Raw genomic sequence first — 25,708 nt, 5'->3', positions numbered from 1 at the left:
CAGACGGCCCGCTTATAACAAAAAGGCCGTCTCACATGCCCTTCTCCCCCCAGCGCCTGGCACTCAGCATCGCGTTGTTGATCAGCACCGGCGCCCATGCCGCACCCTTCAAGAATGTGCAGATCGACACGCCGACCACCGCTGCACAAACCCTGGGCGGCGCAGACACGCTGACGATTTTAGCGCCGGGCAGCATCACCAACGCTGGCAAGGCAGTGAGCCTGAAAGACGGCACCAGCGGCGTGGGTGTGGTGATCGATAACTCGGGCAGGATCATCTCGACCGGCGGCCGGGCGATCGACAGCAGCGGTGACCTGACTCAGGCACGCAACTACAGCATTTATAACCGCGCGGGTGGGCAGATTCTCGGCTTCAACGACGCGTTGCGCATCGACAGCAACTTCGCCAGCGGCAGCTTGCTGATCGACAACAGCGGCATTATCCGCTCGACCACCGGCCAAGGGCTGGACCTGGATGCGCTGCGCAGTGCCGGGGTCAAAACGACGATCATCAACCGCGCAGGCGGGTTGATTCGCGGGGACGCCAGCGATGGCATGAAGACCGGCGCCAACGCGATAATCACCAACTATGGCGAGATCTCTACCGGCGACGCTCGAATCGCTGACAACAAATTCGACGGTATCGACATCGACACCGCGACCGGCGTGACGGTGACCAACTACGGCAGCATTTCCGGTGGCCGCCATGGCATCACCACTGACCTGGGCGCGACACTCACCAACTACGGTCAAATCACCGGCCGCAATGGCTCGGGCTTCGGCTCCGATGGCGACGGCACCGTCATCAACCACAGCACGATTACCGGTGCTTATTCGGGCCTGCAACCCAATGGCGACGGTGATGGCGTGGACATCGACAAGCTCGCCCACATCGAAAACTACGGCACCATTCAAGGTGTCGGTGCCGGCGGTGTCGACAAGGGGGGGTTCGCCAACGGCAGCGAAGGCATCGCGTTGGGTGGCGGCTATGTATTGAACACCAACGGGGCGCTGATCAGCGGCGCCAACAGCGCCATTTTGGTGGACGACGGCAGCGGCGGTTCGGGCGTGGCCGCGACCACGCTGGAAAACTTCGGCACCATTCAGGGCCTCGACGGATTCGGCGTGAAGTTCGTCGGCGGGTTCGATGACAGCGTGATCAACGGCGGCACGATCAGCGGCAGCAATGGCCTGGCGCTGGATTTGGGTGGCGGCAACGACAACCTGACAGTGCGCAATGGCAGCCGCTTCGTCGGCATGGTCGACGGCGGCAGCGGTGACGACCACGTGGTGATGGACGACGCGGCGGGCGGCCATTTCGGTGCGAGTCGCAACTTCGAATGGCTGGAGGTCAGGCACGGGGCCTGGACGCTGACCGGCAGCGGTGATTTCAGCGACGGCGGCGCGGTGCGCAATGGTGCAACGCTGATCAACCAAGGCGGTATCGCTGGCACTTTGACCGTCGATGCGGGCGGTGTATATGCAGGTGGTGGTTCGGTCGGCAACTTGCTGGTCAACGGGACGTTACGGACCAACACTCAACTCGGCACAGCAACCATCACCCACGACTTGACCATGGGCAGCGGCGCGACCCTGGCCTACGGCGTCAATGCCGATGGCAGCAGCGCGCCGATCCAGGTCGGCGGCTTAGCCAGCCTGAACGGCTCAACCCTGGCGGTGAACCCTGGCAGCGGCACTTATCCGTGGCAGAGCCACTACACCGTCCTGCAAGCCGCGAGCATCAACGGCACCTTCGGCAAGGTCACCAGCGACTACGCGTTCATCACGCCGACCCTCGCTTACACCCCGACACAAGTCGACCTGACCTACACGCGCAACGATGTCGCCTTCAACCAATTCGCGGTCACGGGTAACGGCAGCAGCGCCGCCAACAGCCTGGCCTCGATGGGCAAAAACAACGCGCTCTACAACGCACTGCTGAACACCACCAGCGCCACGGCCGGCGCGGCGATCGAGCAACTCGCCGGCGCCAGCAACGCTAACCTGACCAGCGCTACCCTCAGCGCCGGCAGCCAGATCGGCAGCAGCATGCTGTCGGCGATGCAGCAAATGGGCGGTGGTCCAGGATTGCTGGTCGGCCTGGATCAGCGCGACACCCCAGTACTCGCCGCCGCTGGCGTTCCCTCCGAAGCCCGCAACCTCAATGACCCGAACGCCCAAGGCCGACTCTGGCTGCAAGCCATCGGCGGCTACGGCAAGCTCGATGGCGAGCATGGCAGCAGCGGCCTGGAGCAGCGCACCAAAGGCAGCGTGCTCGGGGCCGACTGGGCGCTCAATCCGCAATGGCGATTGGGTGTTCTGGGCGGTTATTCGAAAACAGATCTGGATGCCACGGGAGTCGATGGCAATGTCGAGAGCTGGCACGCCGGCGTCTATGCCTTGCGCCAAAGCGGTCCCTTCGCTTTGCGCCTCGGCGCCGCGTACAGCGGTCATCAAGGTGAAAGCAAACGCACGGTGGCCTTCAACGGCTTCAGCGACCGCCCAAAAGGCGATTACGACGCCGACAGCCAACAGGCCTTCGCCGAACTGGGCTACGCAATGGGCAGCGGTCGACTCAGTGCCGAGCCGTTTGCCAACCTCGGCTACCAGCGTTATCACCGCGACCGCTACCAGGAAAAAGGCGGCGCCGCCGCCCTTCAAGTCGACAAACAAACCCAGGACAACTTCAGCAGCACCTTCGGCCTGCGCCTGGCGCACCTGAGTTCGCTGGAGAACGGCATGAGCCTGACGCCCCGTATGACCGCAGGCTGGAAGCACACCTATGGCGATGTCAGCAACTCGACGCGTCAGGCTTTTGTGGTCGGGGGAACGGCGTTCAGCGTTGATGGCAGTTCACTGGACCGTGACAGTCTGGTGCTGGAAGCCGGGCTGGACCTGGGCATTTCGGCGCGGCATTCGGTGGGGATTGGGTACAGCGGAGAGATGGGGAGCAACAGCCGCAATCATGGGGTGATGGGGCAGTGGCAGATGAGTTTCTGATCCGTAAAAAACAGACCAGTCCGGAAAGGTTGTAGGCAAATACTCCACCGTGTGAAGGCCAATGCACACGTAATCTGCGGAGTAGGATTTTTGCTACAACCGAATTTCCATGGCCCTTCAAAAATGCCGGAAACGCCCGGCATTCAAGGACCAGCGCTCCCTCCTAGAGTTTGACCTTCTCAAAAACAAGGTCAAATTCAATGCCCACGCCGTCCACTTATCGCCCGCATCGACTCGCCCTGGCGATCGCCCTCTCCCTTGGCTGCATCGATGTATCGATGGCTCAGCAACCAGAGATTGATGCAGCTGTCGAAGCGCCCGACAAAAAAGCTCGAACAACCGCTTGGCGAAAAAGTGATGATCTTTTGGCGATCAGGAACTTCATTGGTCCGATGCAGCATGCCGTCAAACCCGCTTCACTAAAGCCACAAGAACCGGTAATTCAGCCGCCAACTGATTCGGCTGCCCCGGAACCTGTAGATCTCGCAGCGCATCTTTACGACTTTCCCGAAACTGCCGACGATTCGCTCCCACCACCATCGCCCGCAACACCGGAAGGCGAACCCGGCCCGGTTTCGGCTGAGGTGCCAGCGAATCCTGCTCCACCTGTAGCGGCTACCGCGGAACCCATCGATCCAGCGGAGCCTCTTTACGAGTTACCCGGGAACAATGATGTCCCGTTCGAAACGGTAGATAACGATTTACTGATGACGTTCGACGAATTCTCAAATGCCGATGGCGTCAAGCGCACCACTGCAGCAGGGCGGTACGAAAGCATCGACGGCGTCTCACTGACACTGGGGATGGGAGATGACCTTCTTATCATCGGTAGCGGTGTCAGCTTTGCAGGAGAAATTCAGGGCGGTGGCGGGAAAAACGCAATACTGCTCGACTCCCCCGAGGGCGGCGTACTCGACAAAACCAGTAACTTTTCCGGGTTGCGAGTCGCGCAAGGCGCTTGGTCTTTGACGGGTAAAGACGACTTCGCCCGCGGGGCCGAGGTATTGGACGGCGCAACGCTGTTCAACATGGGCAGCATCGCGGGTGATGCCATTGTTCGCGAAGGGGGGCGCTACGGTGGCCAAGGTGAAGTACGCAATCTTTATGTAGACGGTACATTGCAGGTCAGCGAGCGGCTTGGCGCTCCACGCATCAAAGGAGACCTGATATTCACAGAGGGTGCCACGCTCTCCTACGGCGTAACGGCTACCGGCAAGCCTCCCACCATCATCGTCGAAGGTATTGCAGCGCTTGAAAATGCCTCACTGGAGGTTGCTGCACTGCCGGGCAACTATCCCGACAGCAGTGATTACACAGTACTGAAAGCCGGCCTGGTGGAAGGAAAATTCGGTAGCGTCACGAGCAATCTGGCGTACATGACGCCGAAGCTGTCTTACTCCAAGACTGATGTGGTGCTCAACTACGCTCGCAATGAAGTACCGATAGAGGATTTCGCCGCAGACGACAATGCTCGAGCGTTTGGCCAAAGCGTGGCCGAGCCGACGGCTAAAACAAGTGAGTCCAATGCGGCCGTCACCGCCCTGCTCACCACCGACAAATCCACCGCCACCTACGCTCTCAAGCAACTGGCCGGTGACAGCAATGCCAACCTCGCCAAGGCAACCCTCAACAGTGACGGCCCGGTCAGCGCTTCCCTGCTCTCGACCATGCGCCAGCTGGACCGCGCCAGCGCGTATACCCCACGCGGTAACCGATCCAACGCGCCACGCCTCGCCGCCGGCAGCCCGGAAAACGGCAGGGTCTGGCTGCAAGCCTTGGGACACGGTGGAACGCTGGATCGCGACCACTACGCTCTGCAAACGTCGACCAAAGGCCTCGTTCTGGGCGCAGATTGGGGTGTCGATGAGGAATGGCGTGTCGGTGTGATGGGTGGCAAGTCTGAGACTCGCCTGGACAGCCGCGAACTAGACGGCGATCTCGACAGCTGGCACTTGGGCGCCTATGCCCTGCGCCAGAACGGCCCCATGTCGCTGCGCCTGGGCGCGACCTACAGCAATCACGACGCCAGCACTAAACGTCGGGTTGCCTTCAACGGTTTCAGCGACCGCCCCGAAGGCCGTTATGCTGCCAGCACCCAGCAGGCCTTCGCGGAAGTGGGTTACAACCTGGGTCGAGCCAATGTCAGCATCGAACCCTTTGCCAGCCTTGGCTACCAACGCTATCAGCGCGACGGTTACACGGAAAAAGGTGGCGCGGCAGCGTTGAAAGTCCACGGCCAGACCCAGAACAACCTCAACAGCACATTCGGCCTGCGACTGGCGAAGATCAACACCCTGGATAACGGCATGCAACTGACCCCGCGGTTCAGTGCCGGCTGGAAACACACCTACGGGGATATCGACATCGACACCCGTCAGCGACTGGCAACGGGCGGAAAGAACTTCACCGTTTCCGGTGCGCCGCTGGACCGTGACAGCTTGCTGGTTGATACAGGTCTGGACCTTGGCTTGTCAGCGAAACATACGTTGGGGGTCGGCCTTAACGGCGAGATCGGCACTGACAGCCGCAATCACGGAGTAATGGGACAGTGGCGGATGGCGTTCTGATCAACCATTGATTCACCGCAGTCCCAGTGGGAGCGAGCAGGCTCGCTCCCACATGTTCAAACGCGAAACTGCGGGCAAAAAAAGGGGAGCACATGCCCCCCCGAGGTTTAAAACGGTGTATCGAGGCTGTTAACTCAGCCTTCGATCTCGATCAGGATTTCGCCCGGGTTCACCCGGTCGCCCTTCGCCACATGGATGGCGGTGACTTTACCGGCGATGGCCGCCTGGACTTCGGTTTCCATCTTCATCGCTTCGGTGATCAGCACGGCCTGGCCGGCTTTCACGGTATCGCCTTCCTTGACCAGCACGTCGACGATGTTGCCCGGCATGGTGGTGCTGACGTGGCCCGGAGCTGTGGCTTGCTTGCGCTTGCTGTTGCCGCCGCTGACGAATTCGTTGAGCGGTTCGAACACCACTTCTTCCGGCATGCCGTCGATCGACAGATAGAAGTGACGCTTGCCTTCAGCCTTGACGCCAACACCGGTAATGTCGACGCGGTAGGTTTCGCCGTGGACGTCGATGACGAACTCGGTCGGCACACCTTCACCACCGGCCGAGGTCACACCGCCAGCTTCAGGAATCGGCAGCAGCACTTCTGGCGTCAGGGTGCCGGCCGCGCGTTCTTCGAGGAATTTGCGGCCGATGTCCGGGAACATGGCGTAAGTCAGCACGTCTTCTTCAGACTTGGCCACGGCACCGATCTCGGCACGCAGCTTGGTCATTTCCGGCTTCAGCAAATCGGCCGGACGCACGTCGATCACGTCTTCGCTACCAATCGCCTGACGACGCAGTTTCTCGTTCACAGTGCCCGGCGCCTTGCCGTAGCCGCCTTGCAGGTAGAGCTTCACTTCGTTGGTGATGGTCTTGTAGCGCTCGCCGGCCAGCACGTTGAAGAACGCCTGGGTGCCAACGATTTGCGAGGTCGGGGTCACCAGCGGCGGGAAACCAAGGTCTTCACGAACTCGCGGGATTTCGGCCAGCACCTCGGCCATGCGGTTCAGGGCCCCCTGCTCTTTCAGCTGGTTGGCCAGGTTGGAGATCATCCCGCCCGGTACCTGGTTGACTTGCACACGGGTATCGACTGCGGTGAACTCGCTTTCGAACTGGTGGTATTTCTTGCGCACGGCGTAGAAATACAGACCGATCTCTTGCAGCAGCTCCAGGTTCAAACCGGTGTCGAACTCGCTGCCTTTAAGGGCGGCGACCATCGACTCGGTGCCTGGGTGGCTGGTGCCCGAAGCGAAGCTGGAGATCGCGGTGTCGATGTGGTCGGCACCGTTTTCGATGGCCTTGAGTTGGCACATCGTGGCCAGGCCAGCGGTGTCGTGGGAGTGGATGAACACCGGCAGCGATTGCTCGGATTTCAACGCCTTGACCAGTTCGCCGGTGGCGTATGGCGTCAGCAACCCGGCCATGTCCTTGATCGCCACCGAGTCGCAACCCATGGCTTCCATTTGCTTGGCTTGAGCCACGAACGCGTCAATGGTGTGCACCGGGCTGGTGGTGTACGCGATGGTGCCTTGGGCATGTTTGCCAGCCGCTTTTACGGCTTCGATGGCGACGCGCAGGTTACGCACATCGTTCATGGCATCGAAGATGCGGAATACGTCGATGCCGTTGACCGCTGCCTTGGCGACGAAAGCCCTGACCACATCGTCGCTGTAATGGCGGTAGCCCAGCAGGTTCTGGCCACGCAGGAGCATTTGCAGGCGCGTGTTAGGCAGCGCGGCGCGCAGTTGGCGCAGACGCTCCCACGGGTCTTCTTTGAGGAAGCGTACGCAAGCGTCGAAAGTCGCGCCGCCCCAGCATTCCAGCGACCAGTAGCCGACTTTGTCGAGCTTGTCGCAGATCGGCAGCATGTCTTCGGTGCGCATGCGGGTGGCGAGCAGCGATTGGTGGGCGTCGCGCAGGATGGTGTCGGTTACAAAGATCTTCTTGCTCATTCTTATATTCCTCACAGGCCTGCGTGGGCGGCGATGGCGGCGGCGATGGCCAGGGCCAGCTCTTCGGGTTTGCGCTTGATCGAGTAGTTGGTCAGTTCAGGGTGGCTATCAACGAAGCTGGTATTGAACTGGCCGCTACGGAATTCAGGGTTACGCAGGATTTCCTGGTAGTACGCGGCAGTGGTCTTGACCCCCTGCAGACGCATGTCGTCGAGGGCGCGCAAGCCACGGTCCATTGCTTCTTCCCAAGTCAGCGCCCACACCACCAGTTTCAGGCACATGGAGTCGTAGAACGGCGGAATGGTGTAGCCGGTGTAGATGGCCGTGTCGGTGCGCACGCCGGGGCCGCCGGGCGCGTAGTAACGGGTGATCTTGCCGAAGCTCGGCAGGAAGTTGTTTTTCGGGTCTTCGGCGTTGATCCGGAATTGCAGCGCGAAACCGCGGTGCTGGATGTCTTCCTGTTTCACCGACAGCGGCAGGCCGGACGCAATGCGGATCTGCTCACGGACGATGTCGATCCCGGTGATTTCTTCGGTGATGGTGTGTTCCACCTGCACCCGGGTGTTCATCTCCATGAAGTACACCTCGCCCTCGGCGAGCAGGAACTCCACGGTGCCGGCGTTCTCGTAGCCCACGGCCTTGGCTGCGCGCACAGACAGGTCGCCGATGTAGGCGCGCTGTTCCGGGGTCAGTTGCGGGCTTGGCGCGATTTCGATGAGCTTCTGGTTACGGCGCTGGATCGAGCAATCACGCTCGAACAGGTGCACCACGTTGCCAAAGCTGTCGCCGAGGATCTGCGCTTCGATGTGTTTCGGGTTGACGATGCATTTTTCCAGGAACACTTCCGCCGAACCGAAGGCCTTGGTGGCTTCGGAAATGACGCGCGGGAAGGCTTGTTCGAGTTCTTCACGGCTGTCGCAACGACGAATACCCCGGCCACCACCACCGGACGTGGCCTTGAGCATGACCGGATAACCGATGCGGTCACCTTCGACCAAGGCTTCGGCGATGTCCGCGACGTTGCCTTCGGTCCCCGGGGTGACGGGTACGCCTGCCTTGATCATGCTGCGACGGGCTTCAGTCTTGTCGCCCATGCGGCGAATTACTTCAGCCGATGGACCGATGAACTTGATGCCGCGCTCGGCGCAGATGTCTGCCAGTTCAGCGTTTTCCGACAGGAAACCATAGCCGGGATGCAAGGCATCACAACCGGTCTCGACCGCCAGATTCACCAGCTTGCGCGCATTCAGGTAACCGGCCAATGGCTCGGCACCGATGCTGTGGGCCTCATCCGCACGCTTCACATGCAAGGCATGGCGATCGGCGTCGGAATAGATCGCGACCGAGCGAATGCCCATCTCGGCGCAGGCACGCACGATTCGTACGGCAATCTCACCACGGTTGGCGATCAGGATCTTTTTTATCACTTGGAGGTTCCCTTGAGCCGGTGGTACCCACGACCTGCTAGACCAGGTCGACGCGTGACTAAATGTTTCGACTTAGTCGCAGCCCCACACTAGCCCCCACAAGGGATTAACAAAAATGATTAATAATTGGGTTAGCCATAAGTAAAGACTTATAGTTGATCCATCAGCTTGTGGCGAGAGTGCTTATAAAATGCGTAAGTCATTGATGCGTATGACATTGCGTCAATTGCAGATCTTCAATGAGGTCTGTGATTTGAGGTCGTACAGCCGGGCAGCCGATGAAATGTCCCTCACCCAACCGGCCGTCAGCTTGCAGATTCGTCAGCTTGAGGAGCTGATTGGTCAGCCTTTGTTCGATTACGTCGGCAAAAAACTCTACATGACGGAAGCCGCCGAAGCACTACAGCGTGCCAGTCGAGACATTTTCGGGCGCCTGGAAAACCTCGATATGCAGCTGTCGGACATGCAGGGATCGTTGCAGGGACAGCTGAAACTGGCGGTGGAATCCAGCGCCAAGTATTTCGTCCCGCACTTGTTTGCTGCGTTCAAGCGTCAGCATCCGGAAGTGAATCTGCAACTGACGGTGGTCAACCGAGGGCAGGTGATCCGTCGATTGTCTGATAACCGCGACGACCTGGTGATCATGTCCATGGTGCCGCAGGACATGGGGCTGGAATTCCTGCCGTTCCTCAACAACCCGATCGTGGCCGTGGCGCCACCGGACCATCCGCTGTGTCACATGGGGCCGCTGCGCCTGCAAGACCTCGAGCCTTACACCCTGCTGCTGCGCGAGCCCGGCTCTGGAACGCGTATGGCGTGCGAAGAGTATTTCAAAGAGAAGCGCGTGCACTTCAACCAGACGCAGGAGGTCTCATCGGCCGAAGCCCAGCGTGAATGTGTGCTGGCGGGTCTGGGCGTCGCGCTGTTGACGCGCCACGCCCTGAACCTTGAGTTGGCGACCGGCGGATTGATCGAGTTACCGGTCGAAGAACTGCCGCTGTACCGCAGCTGGTGCCTGGTGCAGGCCAAGGCCAAACGGCTGTCGCCGGTGGCCCACGCATTCCTTGCGTTTATCCGCAGCGAACGGGTGCAGATTAGCGCCCTGGTTGAGCGTTTCGACGGGAAGTTGCGGGAGCTGCCTGCCAGTAGTTGAGTTCCAGATCAGGAAAATCGCCGATCTCGGCCAGCAACTGGCGGCGCTCGCAGCGATCTTCGATGGCGCGGCGAAATTCCATGCGGCGCTGGTCTTCTTGCTGGCGACGGGTTTTGACGGCGCTGTTGCGTTCTTCGTAGGGCTGGGCCATTTCGAGTCTCCCAAGGCGATTACGGGAGTTTCAAGATAGGCGCGAGGGATGACGGTTTGGCGGCGGGTGGGTTACAGAACGATGAAACTCGCAGACTGACCGCGAACCTGTGGCGAGGGAGCTTGCTCCCGCCCGGCTGCACAGCCGTCGTAATGAGCCTGATGTGATTGGTCAGAACATCGCTGTGAATGGTTTGGGGCCGCTCCGCAGCCCAGCGGGAGCAAGCTCCCTCGTCACAATTCCAGCCATTATCAGTCGTCCAGCGCTTTCACCGACTTGGGCGACAGCCGCAAGCTGCGCAGACTGCGTTTGACGCTCTTGAGGTGGTTGACCAGGCTCGGCCCGCGCGCCATGGCCACGCCCATCGCCAATACGTCGATCACCACCAGGTGAGCGATACGCGAGGTCAGCGGCGTGTAGATTTCAGTGTCTTCATGCACATCAATCGCCAGGTTGACGGTCGACAGCTCGGCCAACGGCGTCTGGCTCGGGCACAACGTGATCAACGAGGCGCCGCTCTCGCGCACCAGGTTAGCGGTGATCAACAAATCCTTGGAACGCCCGGACTGGGAAATACAGATCGCCACATCGGTCGGTTTCAAGGTGACCGCAGACATCGCCTGCATGTGCGGATCGGAATACGCCGCCGCAGTCAGCAGCAAACGGAAGAATTTGTGCTGGGCATCCGCCGCCACCGCGCCCGACGCGCCAAAGCCGTAGAACTCGACGCGTTGGGCCTGGGACATCAGCGACACAGCCCTCTGCAATTCCACCGGATCGAGCTTCTCGCGAACCTCCATCAAGGTGTGCAGGGTGGTGTCGAAGATTTTCAGGCTGTAGTCCGCGACCGAATCGTCTTCATGGATCGCAAACTGACCAAAACTCGCACCTGCCGCAAGGCTCTGCGCGAGCTTGAGTTTCAAGTCCTGGAAACCGGAACAACCGATGGCGCGGCAGAAGCGCACGATGGTCGGCTCACTGATGCCCACGCTATGGGCCAGGTCGGCCATGGAGCTGTGCATCACCGCCGCCGGATCAAGCAGCACGTGGTCGGCGACCTTGAGCTCCGACTTGCGTAAGAGGTGGCGTGACTGGGCGATGTGTTGCAGCAGATTCAAAGGTCTGGACTCTTTGTTATTGGCAGGGGCCGGGGATGTAGCAAGCTTGTAGTTATACTACATGAATCGGCTTTTTGCCTGCTCAATGCGTAACTCGATGTCCCCATTCCACGCCACATACGCTTGATGTAGCACTTACAAGGGTTTTGCGTCCTCACCTAAAAGCGCCGCCAGGTCATCGGCCTCGACTGGACGGCTGATCAGGTAACCCTGCACTTCATCGCAGCGCTCGGCTTTCAAGAATTCCAGCTGCTCTGCGCGCTCCACACCTTCAGCCACCACTTTCAGCGACAAGCCATGCGCCATGGCGATGATCGCCCGGGTGATCGCTGCGTCCTCGCTGCCCTGCCCCAGACCGCGGATAAACGCCTGATCGATCTTCACGTAATCCACGGGAATGCGCTTTAGATAACTCAGGGACGAATAGCCCGTGCCGAAATCGTCGATCGCCAGTTTCACGCCCAGATCCCGCAGCTGCTGGAACGTCGCGATGATGTGCTCGACGCTGTCCAGCAACTGGCTTTCGGTGAGTTCGAGCTCCAGGTAGTGCGGCGCCAGGCCGGTTTCTTCCAGTACCTGCCGCACCAGGCTGACCAACTTGCCCTGGCGCAATTGATGCACCGACAAATTGACCGACACGCGAATCGGCTCAAGCCCCTGCCGTTGCCATTCGCAGGCCTGCCAACAGGCTTGGCGCAACACGAACTCGCCGATCGGACCGATCAGCCCGGTTTCCTCCGCCAGACCGATAAATTCAGCGGGTGGCACACGCCCCATGGTCGGATGATCCCAGCGCACCAACGCTTCGGCAGCGTTCAGGCGTCCGGTGGCGAGGCAAAGTTTCGGCTGGTAATAGACTTGCAACTGCTTTTCTTCGATCGCTTTGCGCAGCTGATTTTCAAGCTGCAATCGCTCAAGGGTGCTGGCCTGCAAGCTCTCGGTGTAGAACTGGAAGTTGTTGCCGCCCAAGTGTTTGGCGTGCTGCATGGCAATGTTCGACTGGCTGACCAGCGCGGAAATTTCCCTGGCGGTGTCCGGCAACATGCTGATGCCCATCGAGGCGCTGACCACCAGTTCATGGCCATCGACGGTGATCGGCAAACGCAGTTTGGTCGACAACCGGGTCGCCACGCGCGCCAGGCTCGACAGGTTGCCGTAGGCATCGAATATCACCGCAAATTCGTCACCGGAAAGCCGCGCGATGGTGTCCGCCTCGGGCAATGCGTTGACCAGCCGTCGGGCCATTTTCTGCAGCAACTGGTCAGCGACTTCATGCCCAAGGCTGTCATTGAGCAGCTTGAAACGATCCAGGTTGATATGCAGCAGTGCCAGGCTGCGACGCCCACCCTGACGCACCCGCTGATGAGCCTCGCGCAGCCGTTCGCGGAACAGCGAACGGTTGGCCAGGCCCGTGAGTTCATCGTAATGGGTCAGATAGCGCATGCGCTCTTCGGATTCCCGTCGAGCGGACAGATCGGCGAAGAAGCCAACAATATGGCTCACCTTTCCCCGAGCATCCCGAACAGCGTTGAGTTGCAGCCACTGTGGATAGAGCTCGCCGTTTTTGCGGGTTTCCACCAGCTCGCCCTGCCACGTGCCGTGCTGTTCCAGCGCATGATGGATCGCGCCGTAGTGCCTGCGCGCATCGCGGCTGCACGGCAACTCGACGACGTTGCGCCCGATCATGTCGTCGATGTCGTAGCCGGTGACCCGGCTGAAAGCCTGATTGACCGCGATCAGCGCGTAATTGGGGTCGAAAATCACGATGCCTTCGCTGGCCGCCTCAAACACCGTCGCCGCCAGTTGGCGCTGTTCTTCCTGGCCCTTGCTCGCGCTGATGTCGCGGCGGGTGCCGACCATGCGGATCACCCGACCATTTTCGCTGCGCTCGACCGCTCGTCCACGGTCCTCGATCCAGACCCAGTGACCGTCGCCGTGCCGCACCCGGTATTCGATCTGGTAATCCTCGCTGCGGCCTTTCAAATGCTCGACCAGGGCACGACGCAGCGACGGCAAGTCTTCGGGGTGAAGGCGAGGCTTGAGGTGGCTGAGCATCGCGGTGACGAATTCCGGTTCCAGGCCGAACAACTCTTGAAGTTGGGTGTGATGGACTTCGTCAGTTTGCAGGTTCCAGTCCCACAGCCCGAGTTCACTGGCCTTCAACGCCAGCGCCAGTCGCGCTTCGCTCTTGCTCAGGGCCTGGTTGGCCGCGTCCAGTTCGAGGCTGCGCTGGGCGACCCGGTTTTCCAGCTCGACCTGGGCTTCGCGCAATTTGTCTTCGGCGCACCGGCGATGATCAATCTCTTTGGCCAATTCGTGATTGAGCTGGTCGCCGCAGCTCTGCGCCTGCTGCAGATGCTCGATCAGGGCCTGATTCTGAAAGCGCCGTAGCAAGCCGCTGTCGATCAACCTGTTGACCTGCCAGGCCACCACGCTCAACGCGCCCAATAAAATCAGCCCGAACCAGCCCCAACCCTGGCCTTGTTCATCTCCACCCCAGAAGAGATAGGCGATGGCCGGCAACAGGCAGGGCAAGGTAAAGGACAGGAATGCCGGCAGGCTGACCGCATACGCAACGCTGGCCGACAGGGCGGCGGCGCCGATCAGGCCGAATACCCAGGCTTGCTGCATGAAATTATCAGCGGGAACCAGAGCGATGCCGGCACCGGCCAGGGTCAGGCCTGTCATGGCGGAGCCCAGCAGGAACATGCGACGCCAGACCGGATGGGCCTGGCGATTGGGAATGGCCGAATCGAAGGCCGCGACTTGAATCACCCGCAGGGCCACCAGCGATAGAAGCCAGATCAGCCAGACGCTGACGATGAAGTAGCGCTGCGGACTCCAGAGCAGTGCGGCACAGACCAGCCCGTTGATCAGCATGAACAGCGTAGGCAGCAGCGAGCCCTGGTAGAGCAGGCGCGTGCGCTCGACCGCCATTTCCATGGCGTACTGTTTGCGGATAACCCGGGGCTCCACAGAAGGGCCCGACAGGTCGGAGCTGAGGGTCATAGGCAATGTTCTTGTTCTTATAATGGTGAGCATGAGCCCGAAACGTGGACGGAGCATACACAAGCCGATGCCCTTACCAAACTGCCCCGGATCATAAAATCGACAAAATTTCAGCCCCCCGCCGCCGCCTGAAAACCCTTGGAGCGAGCCCCGCCAACGCTTGCAGCCAGTGACTGACCGGTCGTCATTCGTGCTTCTTTCATCGGCTAATGCAAAGCTCGGTTTGCCCGGTGTGACGGCGCACCCTAGAATGCCCCGATGCGCGATGATCTCTCCCTTCTGCTGAACTCCCTCAACGATGCCCAACGCCAGGCCGTAGCTGCCTCCGTGGGTCGTCAGTTGGTCCTGGCCGGTGCTGGTTCCGGTAAAACCCGAGTGCTAGTGCACCGTATCGCCTGGTTGATCCAGGTCGAGAACGCCTCGCCCCACTCGATCCTGTCGGTGACCTTCACCAATAAGGCCGCTGCCGAGATGCGTCATCGCATCGAGCAGCTGATGGGTATCAACCCGGCCGGCATGTGGGTCGGCACCTTCCACGGCCTGGCGCACCGCTTGCTGCGGGCGCACTGGCAGGAAGCCGGCCTGAGCCAGACCTTCCAGATTCTCGACAGCGACGACCAGCAACGGCTGGTCAAGCGGGTGATCCGCGAGCTGGGGCTGGACGAGCAACGCTGGCCGGCCCGCCAGGCTCAGTGGTTTATCAACGGGCAGAAAGACGAAGGTCTGCGCCCACAACACATTCAAGCCAGCGGCGACCTGTTCCTGGCCACCATGCGCAGCATTTATGAGGCCTACGAGGCCGCTTGCCTGCGCGCCGGTGTTATCGACTTCTCCGAATTGCTGCTGCGTGCCCTCGACCTGTGGCGCGATCACCCGGGCCTGCTGGCCCATTACCAGAAGCGCTTCCGGCACATTCTGGTGGACGAGTTCCAGGACACCAACGCCGTTCAGTACGCCTGGTTGCGTCTGCTGGCCAAGGGCGGCGACAGTTTGATGGTGGTGGGCGACGACGATCAGTCGATCTACGGCTGGCGCGGCGCGAAAATCGAGAACATTTATCAGTATTCCGACGATTTCCCGGATGCCGAGACCATTCGTCTGGAGCAAAACTACCGCTCCACCGCCGGGATTCTCAAGGCTGCCAACGCCCTGATCGCCAACAACACCGGGCGCATGGGTAAAGAACTGTGGACCGATGGCGGCGAAGGCGAAGCGATCAATCTGTACGCCGCGTTCAACGAGCACGACGAAGCACGTTACGTGGTGGAAACCATCGAAAGCGCGCTGAAAACCGGCTTGGCCCGTAGCGATATCGCGATTTTGTACCGCTCCAACGCCCAATCGCGCGTTTTGGAAGAAGCGTTACTGCGCGAGCGCATTCCGTACCGCATCTATGGTGGGCAGCGCTTCTTCGAGCGCGCCGAAATCAAGAACGCCATGGCCTACCTGCGTTTGCTGGAAGGTCGCGGCAACGATGCGGCGCTGGAGCGGGTCATCAACGTTCCGGCCCGTGGCATCGGCGAGAAAACCGTTGAAGCGATTCGCGACCATGCGCGCCACAGTGACGTATCGATGTGGGAAGCCATGCGCTTGCTGGTCGCCAATAAAGGCCTGACAGGGCGTGCCGCTGGCGCGCTCGGCGCGTTTATCGAGCTGATCGAGAACCTTGCCGCCAAGTGCATGGAAATGCCGCTGCACCTGATGACCCAGACGGTTATCGAACAGTCGGGGCTGATTGCCTACCACGAAGCGGAAAAAGGCGAGAAAGGCCAGGCCCGGGTAGAGAACCTTGAGGAACTGGTCAGCGCCGCGCGCAACTTCGAAAACGCTGAAGAAGATGAAGACCTGACGCCATTGGCGGCGTTCCTCGGCCACGCGTCGCTGGAGGCCGGTGATACCCAGGCCGACGAGCACGAAGACAGCATTCAGCTGATGACCTTGCACAGCGCCAAGGGCCTGGAATTCCCTTACGTGTTCCTCGTGGGCATGGAAGAAGGCCTGTTCCCGCACAAGATGAGCCTGGAAGAGCCGGGGCGTCTTGAAGAGGAGCGCCGTCTGGCTTACGTCGGCATTACACGGGCGATGCAGAACCTGGTGATGACCTACGCGGAAACCCGACGCCTGTACGGCAGCGAGACTTACAACAAGGTGTCGCGTTTCGTGCGTGAAGTGCCGAAAGGCCTGATCCAGGAGGTGCGGCTGTCCAACAGCGTCAGCCGTCCGTTCGGTGGTGGTCAGCAACAGAGCTCCAGCAGCCTGTTTGGCGGCAGCGAGATTCCGGACACCGGGTTCAGCCTCGGTCAGGCCGTGCGGCATTCTGTGTTTGGCGACGGCGTGATCCTCAACTTTGAGGGCGCCGGTGCTCAGGCCCGGGTGCAGGTGAACTTCAGCGAAGGCAGCAAGTGGCTGATGCTCGGTTACGCCAAGCTGGAAGCTATTTAGGCGCCCATGATCGTTCCCACGCTCGGCGTGGGAATGCATCCCGTGACGCTCCGCATCACAGTGGACGCAGAGCGTCCATGGCGGCATTACCACCCAGAGCGTGGGAACGATCTATCTGCGCCGCGCCCGCTACGGGCATTCCTACAGAACTTATCTCCTCGTCCTACAGACCAAAGTTAACAGGCCCGATTGCGCTGACCGAAGCTGAACGCAACCTGTCAGGCAAAAGCCCGAAACACTCTGCCGCTAGCCAGTAACACTTCAGCTGTGCAACATGGCGCGCGTGCCATCCACAAATGGGAATTCCCTTTATGAAACGTTTTCTTAGCATCGCCATGGCGTTGTGCATCGGCCTGACGATGAGCCTCGACGCCAACGCCAAGCGCTTTGGTGGCGGCAAGAGCTCCGGCGCTGCGCCGACTCACCAGACCAGCCAAATGGCTCCTTCTTCTGCCGCCGGTGGTGCTGCCGCCACTGCGGGCGCGGCCGGTGCCGCAGGCGCTGCCGCCAAGGCTGGCGGAGCTTCGCGCTGGCTCGGCCCTCTAGCCGGCATCGCTGCCGGTGGCCTGCTGGCCTCCATGTTCATGGGCGACGGCTTCCAGGGCATGCAGATCTTCGACATCCTGATCATGGCTGTCATTGCGTTCCTGATCTTCCGCTTCATCGCCGCTCGTCGTCGCAAGCAACAGGAGCATCTGGCTCCAGCTGGCGCGCCGATGCAACGTGAAGTGTTCGAGCAGAAGCCAGCCGGCATGGGTTCGATCTTCGGCGGCTCGGCGGCACCTGCTGCCGCTCGTCCGGTAATCAACGCGCCAGCCTGGTTCAATGAACAGAACTTCATTGAAGCGGCCCGCAACCACTTCCAGTCCCTGCAGCAACACTGGGACTCCAACGAAATGGACAAGATCGCCGAGTTCGTGACCCCGCAATTGCTGGAGTTCCTCAAGCGCGAACGTGCCGACCTCGGCGAAGGTTTCCAGTCCACCTACATTGATAACCTCAATGTTCAACTGGACGGCGTGGATGATCGTGCCGACAAGACCATCGCCACCCTGACCTTTACCGGTGTGTCGAAGACTTCGCGTTTCGACCAGGGCGAAGTGTTCAGCGAAAGCTGGAACATGGAACGTCCGCAGGGCGAAAACCAGCCTTGGCTGGTGGCCGGTATCCGCCAGAACGGCTGATCCCCTCCGCGTTACGCATGCTGTAATAGAAACCCCGGCCTCGGCCGGGGTTTTCTATTTCGCAGTTGCATCTGTAGCGAGCTACTGTATAAACCGCCCCAACTAAACCGCGCCATCAAGCAAGAGGATCCCGGACGTGGAAGAAATCATCGAACAACTGCGTGAAGCCAACGAACCGGTACCGGTCCCCTTGGAGTTGCCTGACGAAGACCAGATCGTGGAAATCGAGGAACAACTGTTCATCGACATTCCCTTCGTCTTCAGAGAGTTTTTGCTGACTGTCAGCGACGTTGTCTACGGCAGCCTGGAGCCGGTGACCGTCACCGACCCGCAATCCCACACCTACCTGCCAGACGTTGCTGCCAACGCATGGGACGCTGGCGTCGACCGCAGCATGATCCCGATCTGCCAGGACGGCGACAATTACTACTTGGTCGAAGAAGACGGCACCGTGGTGCTGTGGTTGGCCGAAGAAGAGCTGGTCGCCGAAGAAACCTGGGAATCGGTTTGGCACTGGGCGCGGGACGTCTGGCTGGAAAGCTGAGTCGTCTGACGCGCCGCGTGGTCAATGCCCGGACGACTCCTTGTGGTTGTCCAGTGTTTCGAGCAACGCCACCTGCATCCGCGTGTGCACGCGGATGAACCAGCGCCAGAGCAGTGCTGCCACCCCGGCGGCCACCACGACGATCAGTACCAGCAACTTGTTGGTCGGCAAAATACTGGCCGACAAGGCTGCCAGCAGCAGGAAGATCACCAGCAGCGAGAGGATCGGGATCACTTCGGCGATCACCCGGCGCACTCGCTGCGTGTGGCGCCCTGCCATCTCCGGCTTCACGCCCATCTCCGCCAACAGCATCGACAGCGCCTTGAGCTTACGATAAGCGGCGATCAGAAACGGCAGCGACAAGAGCAACGCCCCGCCCCAGATCAACGCTTTCTGCCAGCTCGGATCGCTGATCCACGCTTGCAGGTACACGGACATGCGTTCGGCGAAATACGCGCCGGAAAAAAAGATCGCAATCACCAGCGCCAGATTGACCCCGACCTGCAACAGAATCCGCCGGATCATCGACGCCAGCAGCGCGCCCTCGCCCTGAGGCTGAATGCTGCGCAGCCACTCGCCGTACATCCCCAACACTCGCGCCAGCCGCTGCGGCATCACCGCGGCAAGCTTGATCGACAGCGGATCAGCCGCGCGGATCAGATACGGCGTCAGCAACGTGGTAATCACCGAGACTGCCACGGCGACCGGGTAGAGGAAGTTGCTGGTGACCTGCAGCGTCATGCCCAGCGCGGCGATGATGAAGGAGAATTCGCCAATCTGCGAAAGCCCCATCCCCACGCGCAGTGAGGTGCGTCCGTCATTGCCGGCGATAAAGGCCCCGAGGCCGCAGGAAAGCATTTTACCGAGCACAACGGCCACGGTAATCACTGCGATTGGCCAGGCGTATTGCAGCAGGATCATCGGATCGAGCATCAACCCGATCGCCACAAAGAAGATTGCACTGAACAGGTCGCGAACCGGCTCGATCAAGCGCTCGATCTTCAGCAATTGCCGTGACTCGGCCATGATCGCCCCAATCAGGAACGCGCCCAGGACCATGCTGTATTCAAGCTTGACCACCAGCAGGCAGAAGCCGAAACACAGGCCCAGCACAGTGATCAGCAGCATTTCATTGCTTTCGAACTTCGCCACATAGGCCAGTAATCGCGGCACCAGCAAGATGCCAATGACCAGTGCCACGATCATGAACAGCGAGAGCTTGCCCACTGTGGAAAACACTTCGCCGGAACTGACCGTACCGCTGACCGCGATGCTCGACAGCAAGGCAATGATGCCGATACCGAGGATGTCCTCGACAATCAGCACACCGAAGATCAGCTGGGCAAAGCGCTCGTTCTTCATCTTCAGGTCGTTGAGCGCCTTGACGATGATGGTGGTCGAGGAAATCGCCAGGATCGCGCCGAGGAACAGCGAATCCATGGTGTTCCAGTCAAACCATTGGCCGATTTCGTAGCCGATCCAGATCATCAGCACGATTTCGAGGAACGCCGCGATGAATGCCGTGGCACCGACCTTGAACAGCTTGCGCAGGCTGAACTCCAGGCCCAGGCAGAACATCAGGAAAATCACCCCGAGTTCCGCGAGGGTCTTGATGGTTTCTTCGTCGTGGATCAGGCCGAACGGCGGCGTGTGCGGACCGATGATGAAGCCGGCGACGATATAACCCAGCACCACCGGCTGTTTGAAGCGGTGGAACAGCACCGTCACCACCCCTGCGACCAACATGATCACTGCCAGATCCTGAATAAAACTGATGGCATGCATGGTGTCGGGCTCCTTGAGGTGGACGTCCGGAGGTTAACACCGCGACTTCCGCCAGAAAGGCGGTGCAATATATGGAAACAGATCGATCCGGCGTGACGGCGAGCAGCCGCCCGGCGTCCCGATAACTGTGGTTTGAAAAAAACCGACCAGGCACCCGCAGAGGTGCCGCCCTTCCGCCATTCTGCCTTGACCCGTGAGAACGCTATGGAACCCGGAAACGCCCAGCTGTCGATGACGGTATTGATGACCCCTGACATGGCCAACTTCTCTGGCAATGTTCACGGCGGTACCCTGCTCAAATACCTCGACGAAGTGGCCTACGCCTGCGCCAGCCGTTACGCCGGCCGCTACGTGGTGACCTTGTCGGTGGACCAGGTGATTTTCCGCGAACCGATTCATGTCGGCGAACTGGTGACCTTCCTGGCCTCGGTCAATTACACCGGCAACACTTCCATGGAGGTGGGCATCAAGGTGGTGACCGAAAACATCCGTGAGCGCTCGGTGCGCCACACCAACAGCTGCTTCTTCACCATGGTGGCAGTGGATGACGACCGCAAACCGGCTGCCGTACCGCCGCTGCAACCGCAGAACAGCGAAGACAAGCGCCGCTTCATGCAGGCTCAGCAACGCCGGCAGATTCGTCAGGAACTGGAAAAGCGGTATCAGGAAATCAAGGGCGATGCCTGACGTGTTCGGGCTTTAGATCGCTTTCGCGGGCAAGTCTTGCCCGCGAAGCTTTTAAAGGCTGATCGCGGTTGCTTCGAACTTCACCCGCGGATGCGCAATCCGGTCCTGCGCCCGCACCAGTTCCAGCTCATAGCTGGCACACGCCTGGGTTTCCAGCAGCACTTCATGCACCGCCGCCGCCGTGAACTCGAAGGCCGCCAACAGGCTGTCGCCTAACAGCACACGCGCCAGGAACAGCCCCGACGTCAAGTCACCAACACCCACCGGCTGACGCGGAAACGCCAGCAGCGGACGACGCAGGTGCCAGCTGCCTTCCGCCGTTACCAACAACATCTCGAAGCCATCCGCCGGCTTGCCGGGATAGTCCAGATGCTTGACCAACACCGCTTTAGGACCGCGCGCCAGCAGTGCGCGCGCCATCGCCAGGCAATCGAACAGCGACTGCGGCTTGCGCCCCGAGAAACTGTCCAGCTCCAATTGGTTCGGGCACATGAAGTCCGCCACCGAAGCCGCCTCTTCCAGCAGGAAATCGCTGACTTCGGCCGGCACGCTGCAGCCCTTCTCCGGATGGCCCATTACCGGATCGCACAAATACAGCGCCTTGGGGTTCATCGACTTGATCCGCGCCACACCCGTCAGGATCGCCCGGCCCTGAGCCGCACTGCCGAGATACCCGGACAGCACCGCATCGCAATTGCCCAGCTCGCCAATCGCCGCGATCCCTTCAACCAGATCGGGGATCTGGTGCGGTGCCAGCACCTCACCGGTCCACTGCCCGTATTGCGTGTGGTTGGAGAACTGCACGGTGTTGAGTGGCCAGACATTCACCCCGACCCGCTGCATCGGGAAAGCCGCGGCGCTGTTGCCAGCGTGGCCGAACACCACGTGGGACTGGATGGCGAGCAGATGGGGCGTACGTTTCATGCGGTGAGTTCCGTAAAACGATTGAAATTCGAGCCGCGCAGTATGCGACGAAACACGGCCTGTACGACAGACCGGCGACGCAGTTAAGCTGGCACTATCTTGTTGGAGCAATTTGCTGATGCTGACCCTCGGAAATATCTTCGTGCTGATGCTGCTCGCCACTGGCGGCGCATGGCTGTGGCACAACCACGGCTTGCGCGAGCGCGCGCTGGAAAGGGTCAAGCTGCATTGCACCAAGCTCGGGATCGAGTTGCTGGACGGTAACGTGGCGCTGAAAAAGATCGCGTTCATCAAAGACGCCAACGACCGGCGGCGCCTGGCTCGTGTGTATAACTTCGAGTTCACCGTGACCGGCGAAACCCGCCACAACGGCACCATCACCCAGTTCGGCGCCCACAGCGCGCAGATCGAACTGGCGCCTTACCCAATGCCGTTCGACGACACGCCTGCTGTGGTCGACGTGGAGAAGCCTCGCGCGGAAGTGATCGAGCTGAGCCAGTGGCGGCAAGAACACACCAAGTGGCGTCCTTAACCGGTCCGACAGTCGGCCAACGCTTTTTGCAGTGAAGCCACTTCCTGCGGCTCACCGAAAATCAATTCGATCCTCGAATCCTGGCGCCATTCGCTCGGCTGCCATTCCAACGGCGAGTTATCCAGCGCATTCGCTGATACCCAACCGTCGACGCTGTGGATAACCAGCTTCGCCCGCCGCCAGGCAAAGCTTTCAAGCCACTGGCCAACGCGAGCCGCGTCGAAGGTCTGAGTCGGATGCCACCGCCAACCGACGCTCCAGCCCCCGTCCTGCGCCTGACTCAAGCAAATCGGCAGCGCAGGATCGGTCCAGATGGCCGGCATCTGCGCCAATCCCTTGGGCACGATAAAGTTATCCACACCCGCCTCCGCCTGAACGCCAAGGCCCGGTAATTCGTTCAACGGCAGGCGCGCTTGCTGCGTCCAGTACAAAGGACGAGCAGGCAGCTGCGCGGCGATTCGCTGGCGATCATTGACGTCGAGACCTTCCGCCTTGTTCAGTACCAACAAACCGGCACCGCTCAACGCCTCCTGTTGCGCCTCGGGCAATGGTTTGCCAGCGGCGAGCGCCTGGGCATCCAAAACCAGTACACAAGGTTGTACCGCCAGTACGCCTTGCCACGGCGCTTCACTCAATTGCTTGAGCAACTGCACCGGGTGGCCCAACCCTGATGGCTCGATGAACAGCCGATCCGGCCGCGCCTTGCGCAGCAACCGCCCGAGGCCGATCTGAAACGGCGCACCGTTCACGCAACACAAACAGCCCCCGGCCACTTCCCCCAGTGCGATACCATCGGCGTCCCGGGTCAGCAGCGCGGCATCGAGGCCGATCTGGCCGAACTCATTGATCAGCACCGCCCAGCGCTCGCTCGCTGGCCGCTGCGCCAGCAGGTGCTTGATCAAACTGGTCTTGCCCGCGCCCAATGGGCCGGCAATGACGTGAGTGGGAATGTTCTGCAACATGGTCGATGTTTTCTGAGGAGGTAATGGATGCGGTTGATGGAATTGTCGTTGCTGTTGGCGTTCTGTTCCGGTGAGGCGCTGGCCCAGGCTTGCGTGGTACATAGCACAGCCGAACGACTTGACGTGAAAGTCTGCCAGCAGAACCGCAACATCCCGCAAAAGCTCTTCGCCGACGGATTCTGCCAGCCGAACCTTCCCGGGCAGAAAGTCGACGTGCAATACGTCGACCAATGTCCCACGGGCGCGTTCGGCGTGTGCAGCAACGCCCAAGTCGCCAATATGCCTTACCGACAGGATATTCACTATTACGGCGTAGCCACCGATGCGGCGTATCTGAAACCGTTTTGCGAAGGCCAGAGCCAGGGCAACTGGCTCAAGCCTTAGGCCAGCCAATCCAGGGTCAGGATCAAACGGCGTTCGCCCGATGCGAGTTGCGGCGAACGGTGGATCAGGCCGAATCCTTCGTTGCCGTGCCATTTCTCGCCTTTCAGCAGTGCCACTTCACCGCTGACGATCTGCTCGATCAGCGAATGCTGCGTGGGCTCGGCACCAGGCTGGCCCAGTTGCCGGCGATCCATCACCCCTTCTTTCAGCCACTGACTGCCCGCTCCGGAATACGTCGTGATTAACCGCACCGGCACATGATCGACGTGAAAACGCGGGCACATGGCCTTGTCCAGAACGCGCACGCGCAGGCCGATGCGCTTGGCGCCCAACAGACAAGCGAATGCGCTGACCAGCCAGGACACGTCGGCAATGAAACCGGCATAGCCTTCGAGATCGCGGAAACCGGATGCCAACTCATGCAGATCGGGCTCAGTGTCTTCGTTGGGTAACTCCAGGACCAGCGACTCGGCCAGTGGCTCGTTCAGGGACAGCAACAAGCACCCGAAATCACTGATGTGCGCCGGGAGCTGGCGCTGCCAGATCGCCAGATTTACCCCGTCTTCAAGAATTCGGGTCAGGGTTTGCGGCGTTTCCCCTTGAACCTGATGAACGACCGGCCGCAGCTTCAGACTGGGCGCCAGCATCAGGCGGCAACCTCTTCGTCCCAAGGGCCGAACGGATCTGACAGCAAACGCCAGCCTTCGATACCCAAGGCCATTTCATCATCGCTCAGCAGGCAATTGTCGAGTTCGGCGGTGAGTTGCGCAAAGTCGATGTTCTGACCGATAAACACCAACTCCTGACGGCAATCGCCGGTGGCTGCCGTCCAGTTTTCCATGATCCCGGCCGTGCTTTCTTCGTCCTGCGGCCACTGGGTTTTCGGCACGAAGCGCCACCAGCGCCCGGCGAAACCATGGCGCATCAAGCCGCCGGCCTGGGACCAGCTACCCGCGTCCGTGTGCTTGCTGGCCAGCCAGAAAAAGCCTTTGGAGCGCAACAGTTTGCCGTTCACCCACGGTCGATCGATGAAGCTGAAAAAACGTTGCGGATGAAACGGTCGGCGAGCTCGGTAAGCCGTAGAGGCGATGCCGTACTCCTCGGTTTCCGGCACGTGTTCGCCGCGTAACTCCTGCAGCCAGCCTGGCGCTTGAGCCGCCTTTTCAAAGTCGAAACGCCCGGTGTTGAGGATTTCCTTCAGGGGGACTTCACCCATGACCATCGGGATGATGTGCGCCTGAGCGTTGAGGCGTTCAAGAATCGCGATCAGCTCCTCACGTTCGTGGCGGCTGATCAAATCGATCTTGCTGATGAGGATCACGTCGGCGAATTCGATCTGCTCGATCAGCAGGTCGGTGATCGAGCGCTCGTCCTCCTCGCCCAATGTTTCACCACGGGAAGCGAGGCTTTCGGCCGCCTGATAGTCGAGCAGGAAGTTCATGCCATCGACCACCGTGACCATGGTGTCGAGCCGCGCGATGTCGGCCAGGCTCTGCCCCTCTTCATCACGAAAAGTGAACGTTTCGGCCACGGGCAATGGCTCGGAGATGCCGGTGGATTCGATCAACAGGTAATCGAAACGCCCCTCCTTGGCGAGCTTGCTGACTTCTTCGAGCAGGTCTTCGCGCAAGGTGCAGCAAATGCAGCCATTGCTCATCTCCACGAGTTTTTCTTCGGCACGATTCAGGCTGACATCGCGCTGGACTTCGCTGCCATCGATGTTGATCTCGCTCATATCGTTGACGATTACCGCGACTCGCAGGTTCTCGCGATTACGCAACACGTAATTGAGCAGCGTGCTTTTACCGGCGCCGAGAAAGCCGGACAGGACGGTCACGGGGAGACGATTGGGCATCAGGATTTCCTCACAGAGATGCCCGATCGCAGTGTCGGGCTG

At 60.4% G+C, this 25,708-nt stretch carries 19 protein-coding genes; 9 read left to right on the top strand and 10 right to left on the bottom strand.

What is annotated here, in order from left to right; translation table 11 throughout:
* The first annotated feature begins 35 nt into the window (after nucleotides 1–35).
* On the top strand, nucleotides 36–2,999 hold the full coding sequence (locus FHL16_RS13955) for an autotransporter outer membrane beta-barrel domain-containing protein (RefSeq protein WP_077748537.1): 2,964 nt from the start codon (nucleotides 36–38) through the stop codon (nucleotides 2,997–2,999).
* Nucleotides 3,000–3,706: 707 nt separating this feature from the next.
* Entirely contained in the window at nucleotides 3,707–5,566 is a 1,860-nt protein-coding gene (locus tag FHL16_RS13950) for an autotransporter outer membrane beta-barrel domain-containing protein (RefSeq protein WP_077748536.1), read from the top strand.
* A 134-nt stretch (nucleotides 5,567–5,700) separates the two neighbouring features.
* On the opposite strand, the gene oadA is transcribed toward FHL16_RS13950, so the two are convergent.
* Both oadA and FHL16_RS13940 read right to left on the bottom strand, forming a co-directional pair.
* A complete protein-coding gene (oadA, locus tag FHL16_RS13945) occupies nucleotides 5,701–7,509 on the bottom strand; it encodes a sodium-extruding oxaloacetate decarboxylase subunit alpha (RefSeq protein ID WP_010465372.1) in 1,809 nt (602 codons plus the stop codon).
* 11 nt (nucleotides 7,510–7,520) lie between these two features.
* A complete protein-coding gene (locus tag FHL16_RS13940; RefSeq protein WP_010465373.1) occupies nucleotides 7,521–8,936 on the bottom strand; it encodes an acetyl-CoA carboxylase biotin carboxylase subunit in 1,416 nt (471 codons plus the stop codon).
* A 190-nt stretch (nucleotides 8,937–9,126) separates the two neighbouring features.
* Here FHL16_RS13940 and FHL16_RS13935 point away from each other — a divergent pair, with 190 nt between their 5' ends.
* Entirely contained in the window at nucleotides 9,127–10,089 is a 963-nt protein-coding gene (locus FHL16_RS13935) for a LysR family transcriptional regulator (protein WP_010465374.1), read from the top strand.
* Here the strand turns inward: FHL16_RS13935 and FHL16_RS13930 are convergent.
* From FHL16_RS13930 to FHL16_RS13920, 3 genes are all read right to left on the bottom strand, one after another.
* Nucleotides 10,031–10,240, bottom strand: coding sequence for a PA3496 family putative envelope integrity protein (locus FHL16_RS13930; protein WP_017341588.1), 210 nt, complete (start codon nucleotides 10,238–10,240; stop codon nucleotides 10,031–10,033). The two genes, FHL16_RS13935 and FHL16_RS13930, sit on opposite strands and share 59 nt — an antisense overlap.
* 251 nt (nucleotides 10,241–10,491) lie before the next feature.
* A complete protein-coding gene (gene hexR, locus FHL16_RS13925) occupies nucleotides 10,492–11,358 on the bottom strand; it encodes a transcriptional regulator HexR (RefSeq protein ID WP_008027445.1) in 867 nt (288 codons plus the stop codon).
* Between the two features lie 135 nt (nucleotides 11,359–11,493).
* Nucleotides 11,494–14,367, bottom strand: coding sequence for an EAL domain-containing protein (locus FHL16_RS13920; protein WP_010465376.1), 2,874 nt, complete (start codon nucleotides 14,365–14,367; stop codon nucleotides 11,494–11,496).
* Between the two features lie 258 nt (nucleotides 14,368–14,625).
* Here FHL16_RS13920 and uvrD point away from each other — a divergent pair, with 258 nt between their 5' ends.
* The 3 genes from uvrD to FHL16_RS13900 all read left to right on the top strand — a co-directional run bounded on the left by uvrD (nucleotide 14,626) and on the right by FHL16_RS13900 (nucleotide 18,537).
* Nucleotides 14,626–16,809, top strand: coding sequence for a DNA helicase II (uvrD, locus tag FHL16_RS13915; RefSeq protein WP_010465377.1), 2,184 nt, complete (start codon nucleotides 14,626–14,628; stop codon nucleotides 16,807–16,809).
* Nucleotides 16,810–17,120: 311 nt separating this feature from the next.
* On the top strand, nucleotides 17,121–17,993 hold the full coding sequence (locus tag FHL16_RS13905) for a Tim44 domain-containing protein (protein WP_010465378.1): 873 nt from the start codon (nucleotides 17,121–17,123) through the stop codon (nucleotides 17,991–17,993).
* A gap of 136 nt (nucleotides 17,994–18,129) precedes the next feature.
* Nucleotides 18,130–18,537 (top strand): SMI1/KNR4 family protein, encoded by a 408-nt coding sequence (locus tag FHL16_RS13900; protein WP_010465379.1) that lies wholly within the window; start codon nucleotides 18,130–18,132, stop codon nucleotides 18,535–18,537.
* A gap of 21 nt (nucleotides 18,538–18,558) precedes the next feature.
* Here FHL16_RS13900 and FHL16_RS13895 read toward each other — a convergent pair whose 3' ends face one another.
* Nucleotides 18,559–20,322 (bottom strand): cation:proton antiporter, encoded by a 1,764-nt coding sequence (locus FHL16_RS13895; RefSeq protein ID WP_010465380.1) that lies wholly within the window; start codon nucleotides 20,320–20,322, stop codon nucleotides 18,559–18,561.
* A 204-nt stretch (nucleotides 20,323–20,526) separates the two neighbouring features.
* Between FHL16_RS13895 and FHL16_RS13890 the strand changes: the two genes are divergently transcribed.
* Entirely contained in the window at nucleotides 20,527–21,009 is a 483-nt protein-coding gene (locus FHL16_RS13890; RefSeq protein ID WP_010465381.1) for an acyl-CoA thioesterase, read from the top strand.
* 51 nt (nucleotides 21,010–21,060) lie between these two features.
* Here the strand turns inward: FHL16_RS13890 and pdxY are convergent, their stop codons facing one another.
* Nucleotides 21,061–21,933: a pyridoxal kinase PdxY gene (gene pdxY, locus FHL16_RS13885; RefSeq protein ID WP_077748535.1), complete on the bottom strand. Its 873-nt coding sequence runs from the start codon at nucleotides 21,931–21,933 to the stop codon at nucleotides 21,061–21,063.
* A 118-nt stretch (nucleotides 21,934–22,051) separates the two neighbouring features.
* Between pdxY and FHL16_RS13880 the strand changes: the two genes are divergently transcribed.
* Nucleotides 22,052–22,465, top strand: a complete 414-nt coding sequence (locus tag FHL16_RS13880) for a DUF3301 domain-containing protein (RefSeq protein WP_010465383.1) — start codon at nucleotides 22,052–22,054, stop codon at nucleotides 22,463–22,465.
* Here the strand turns inward: FHL16_RS13880 and FHL16_RS13875 are convergent.
* Complete coding sequence (locus FHL16_RS13875) at nucleotides 22,462–23,427, bottom strand: CobW family GTP-binding protein (RefSeq protein WP_077748534.1); 966 nt, start codon at nucleotides 23,425–23,427, stop codon at nucleotides 22,462–22,464. The two genes, FHL16_RS13880 and FHL16_RS13875, sit on opposite strands and share 4 nt — an antisense overlap.
* Nucleotides 23,428–23,454: 27 nt before the next feature.
* On the opposite strand from FHL16_RS13875, the gene FHL16_RS13870 reads away from it, so the two are divergent.
* Nucleotides 23,455–23,811, top strand: a complete 357-nt coding sequence (locus FHL16_RS13870) for an NADH:ubiquinone oxidoreductase (RefSeq protein WP_077748533.1) — start codon at nucleotides 23,455–23,457, stop codon at nucleotides 23,809–23,811.
* Here FHL16_RS13870 and FHL16_RS13865 read toward each other — a convergent pair.
* Both FHL16_RS13865 and zigA read right to left on the bottom strand, forming a co-directional pair.
* The gene (locus FHL16_RS13865; protein WP_077748532.1) at nucleotides 23,808–24,458 is read right to left on the bottom strand and encodes a DUF1826 domain-containing protein; all 651 of its coding nucleotides are present in this window, start codon (nucleotides 24,456–24,458) and stop codon (nucleotides 23,808–23,810) included. The two genes, FHL16_RS13870 and FHL16_RS13865, sit on opposite strands and share 4 nt — an antisense overlap.
* Nucleotides 24,458–25,666 carry a zinc metallochaperone GTPase ZigA gene (gene zigA, locus FHL16_RS13860; RefSeq protein WP_077748531.1) on the bottom strand — a complete coding sequence of 403 codons (1,209 nt, stop codon included), beginning with the start codon at nucleotides 25,664–25,666 and terminating at the stop codon, nucleotides 24,458–24,460. Before zigA ends, FHL16_RS13865 begins: the two co-directional genes overlap by 1 nt.
* Nucleotides 25,667–25,708: the final 42 nt, after the last annotated feature.

Source organism: Pseudomonas sp. FSL W5-0299 (assembly GCF_005930655.1).
GTDB lineage: Bacteria > Pseudomonadota > Gammaproteobacteria > Pseudomonadales > Pseudomonadaceae > Aquipseudomonas > Aquipseudomonas mandelii.
The sequence above is the reverse complement of the archived record's forward strand: the minus strand, read 5'-3'. Positions and strand labels throughout refer to the sequence as shown.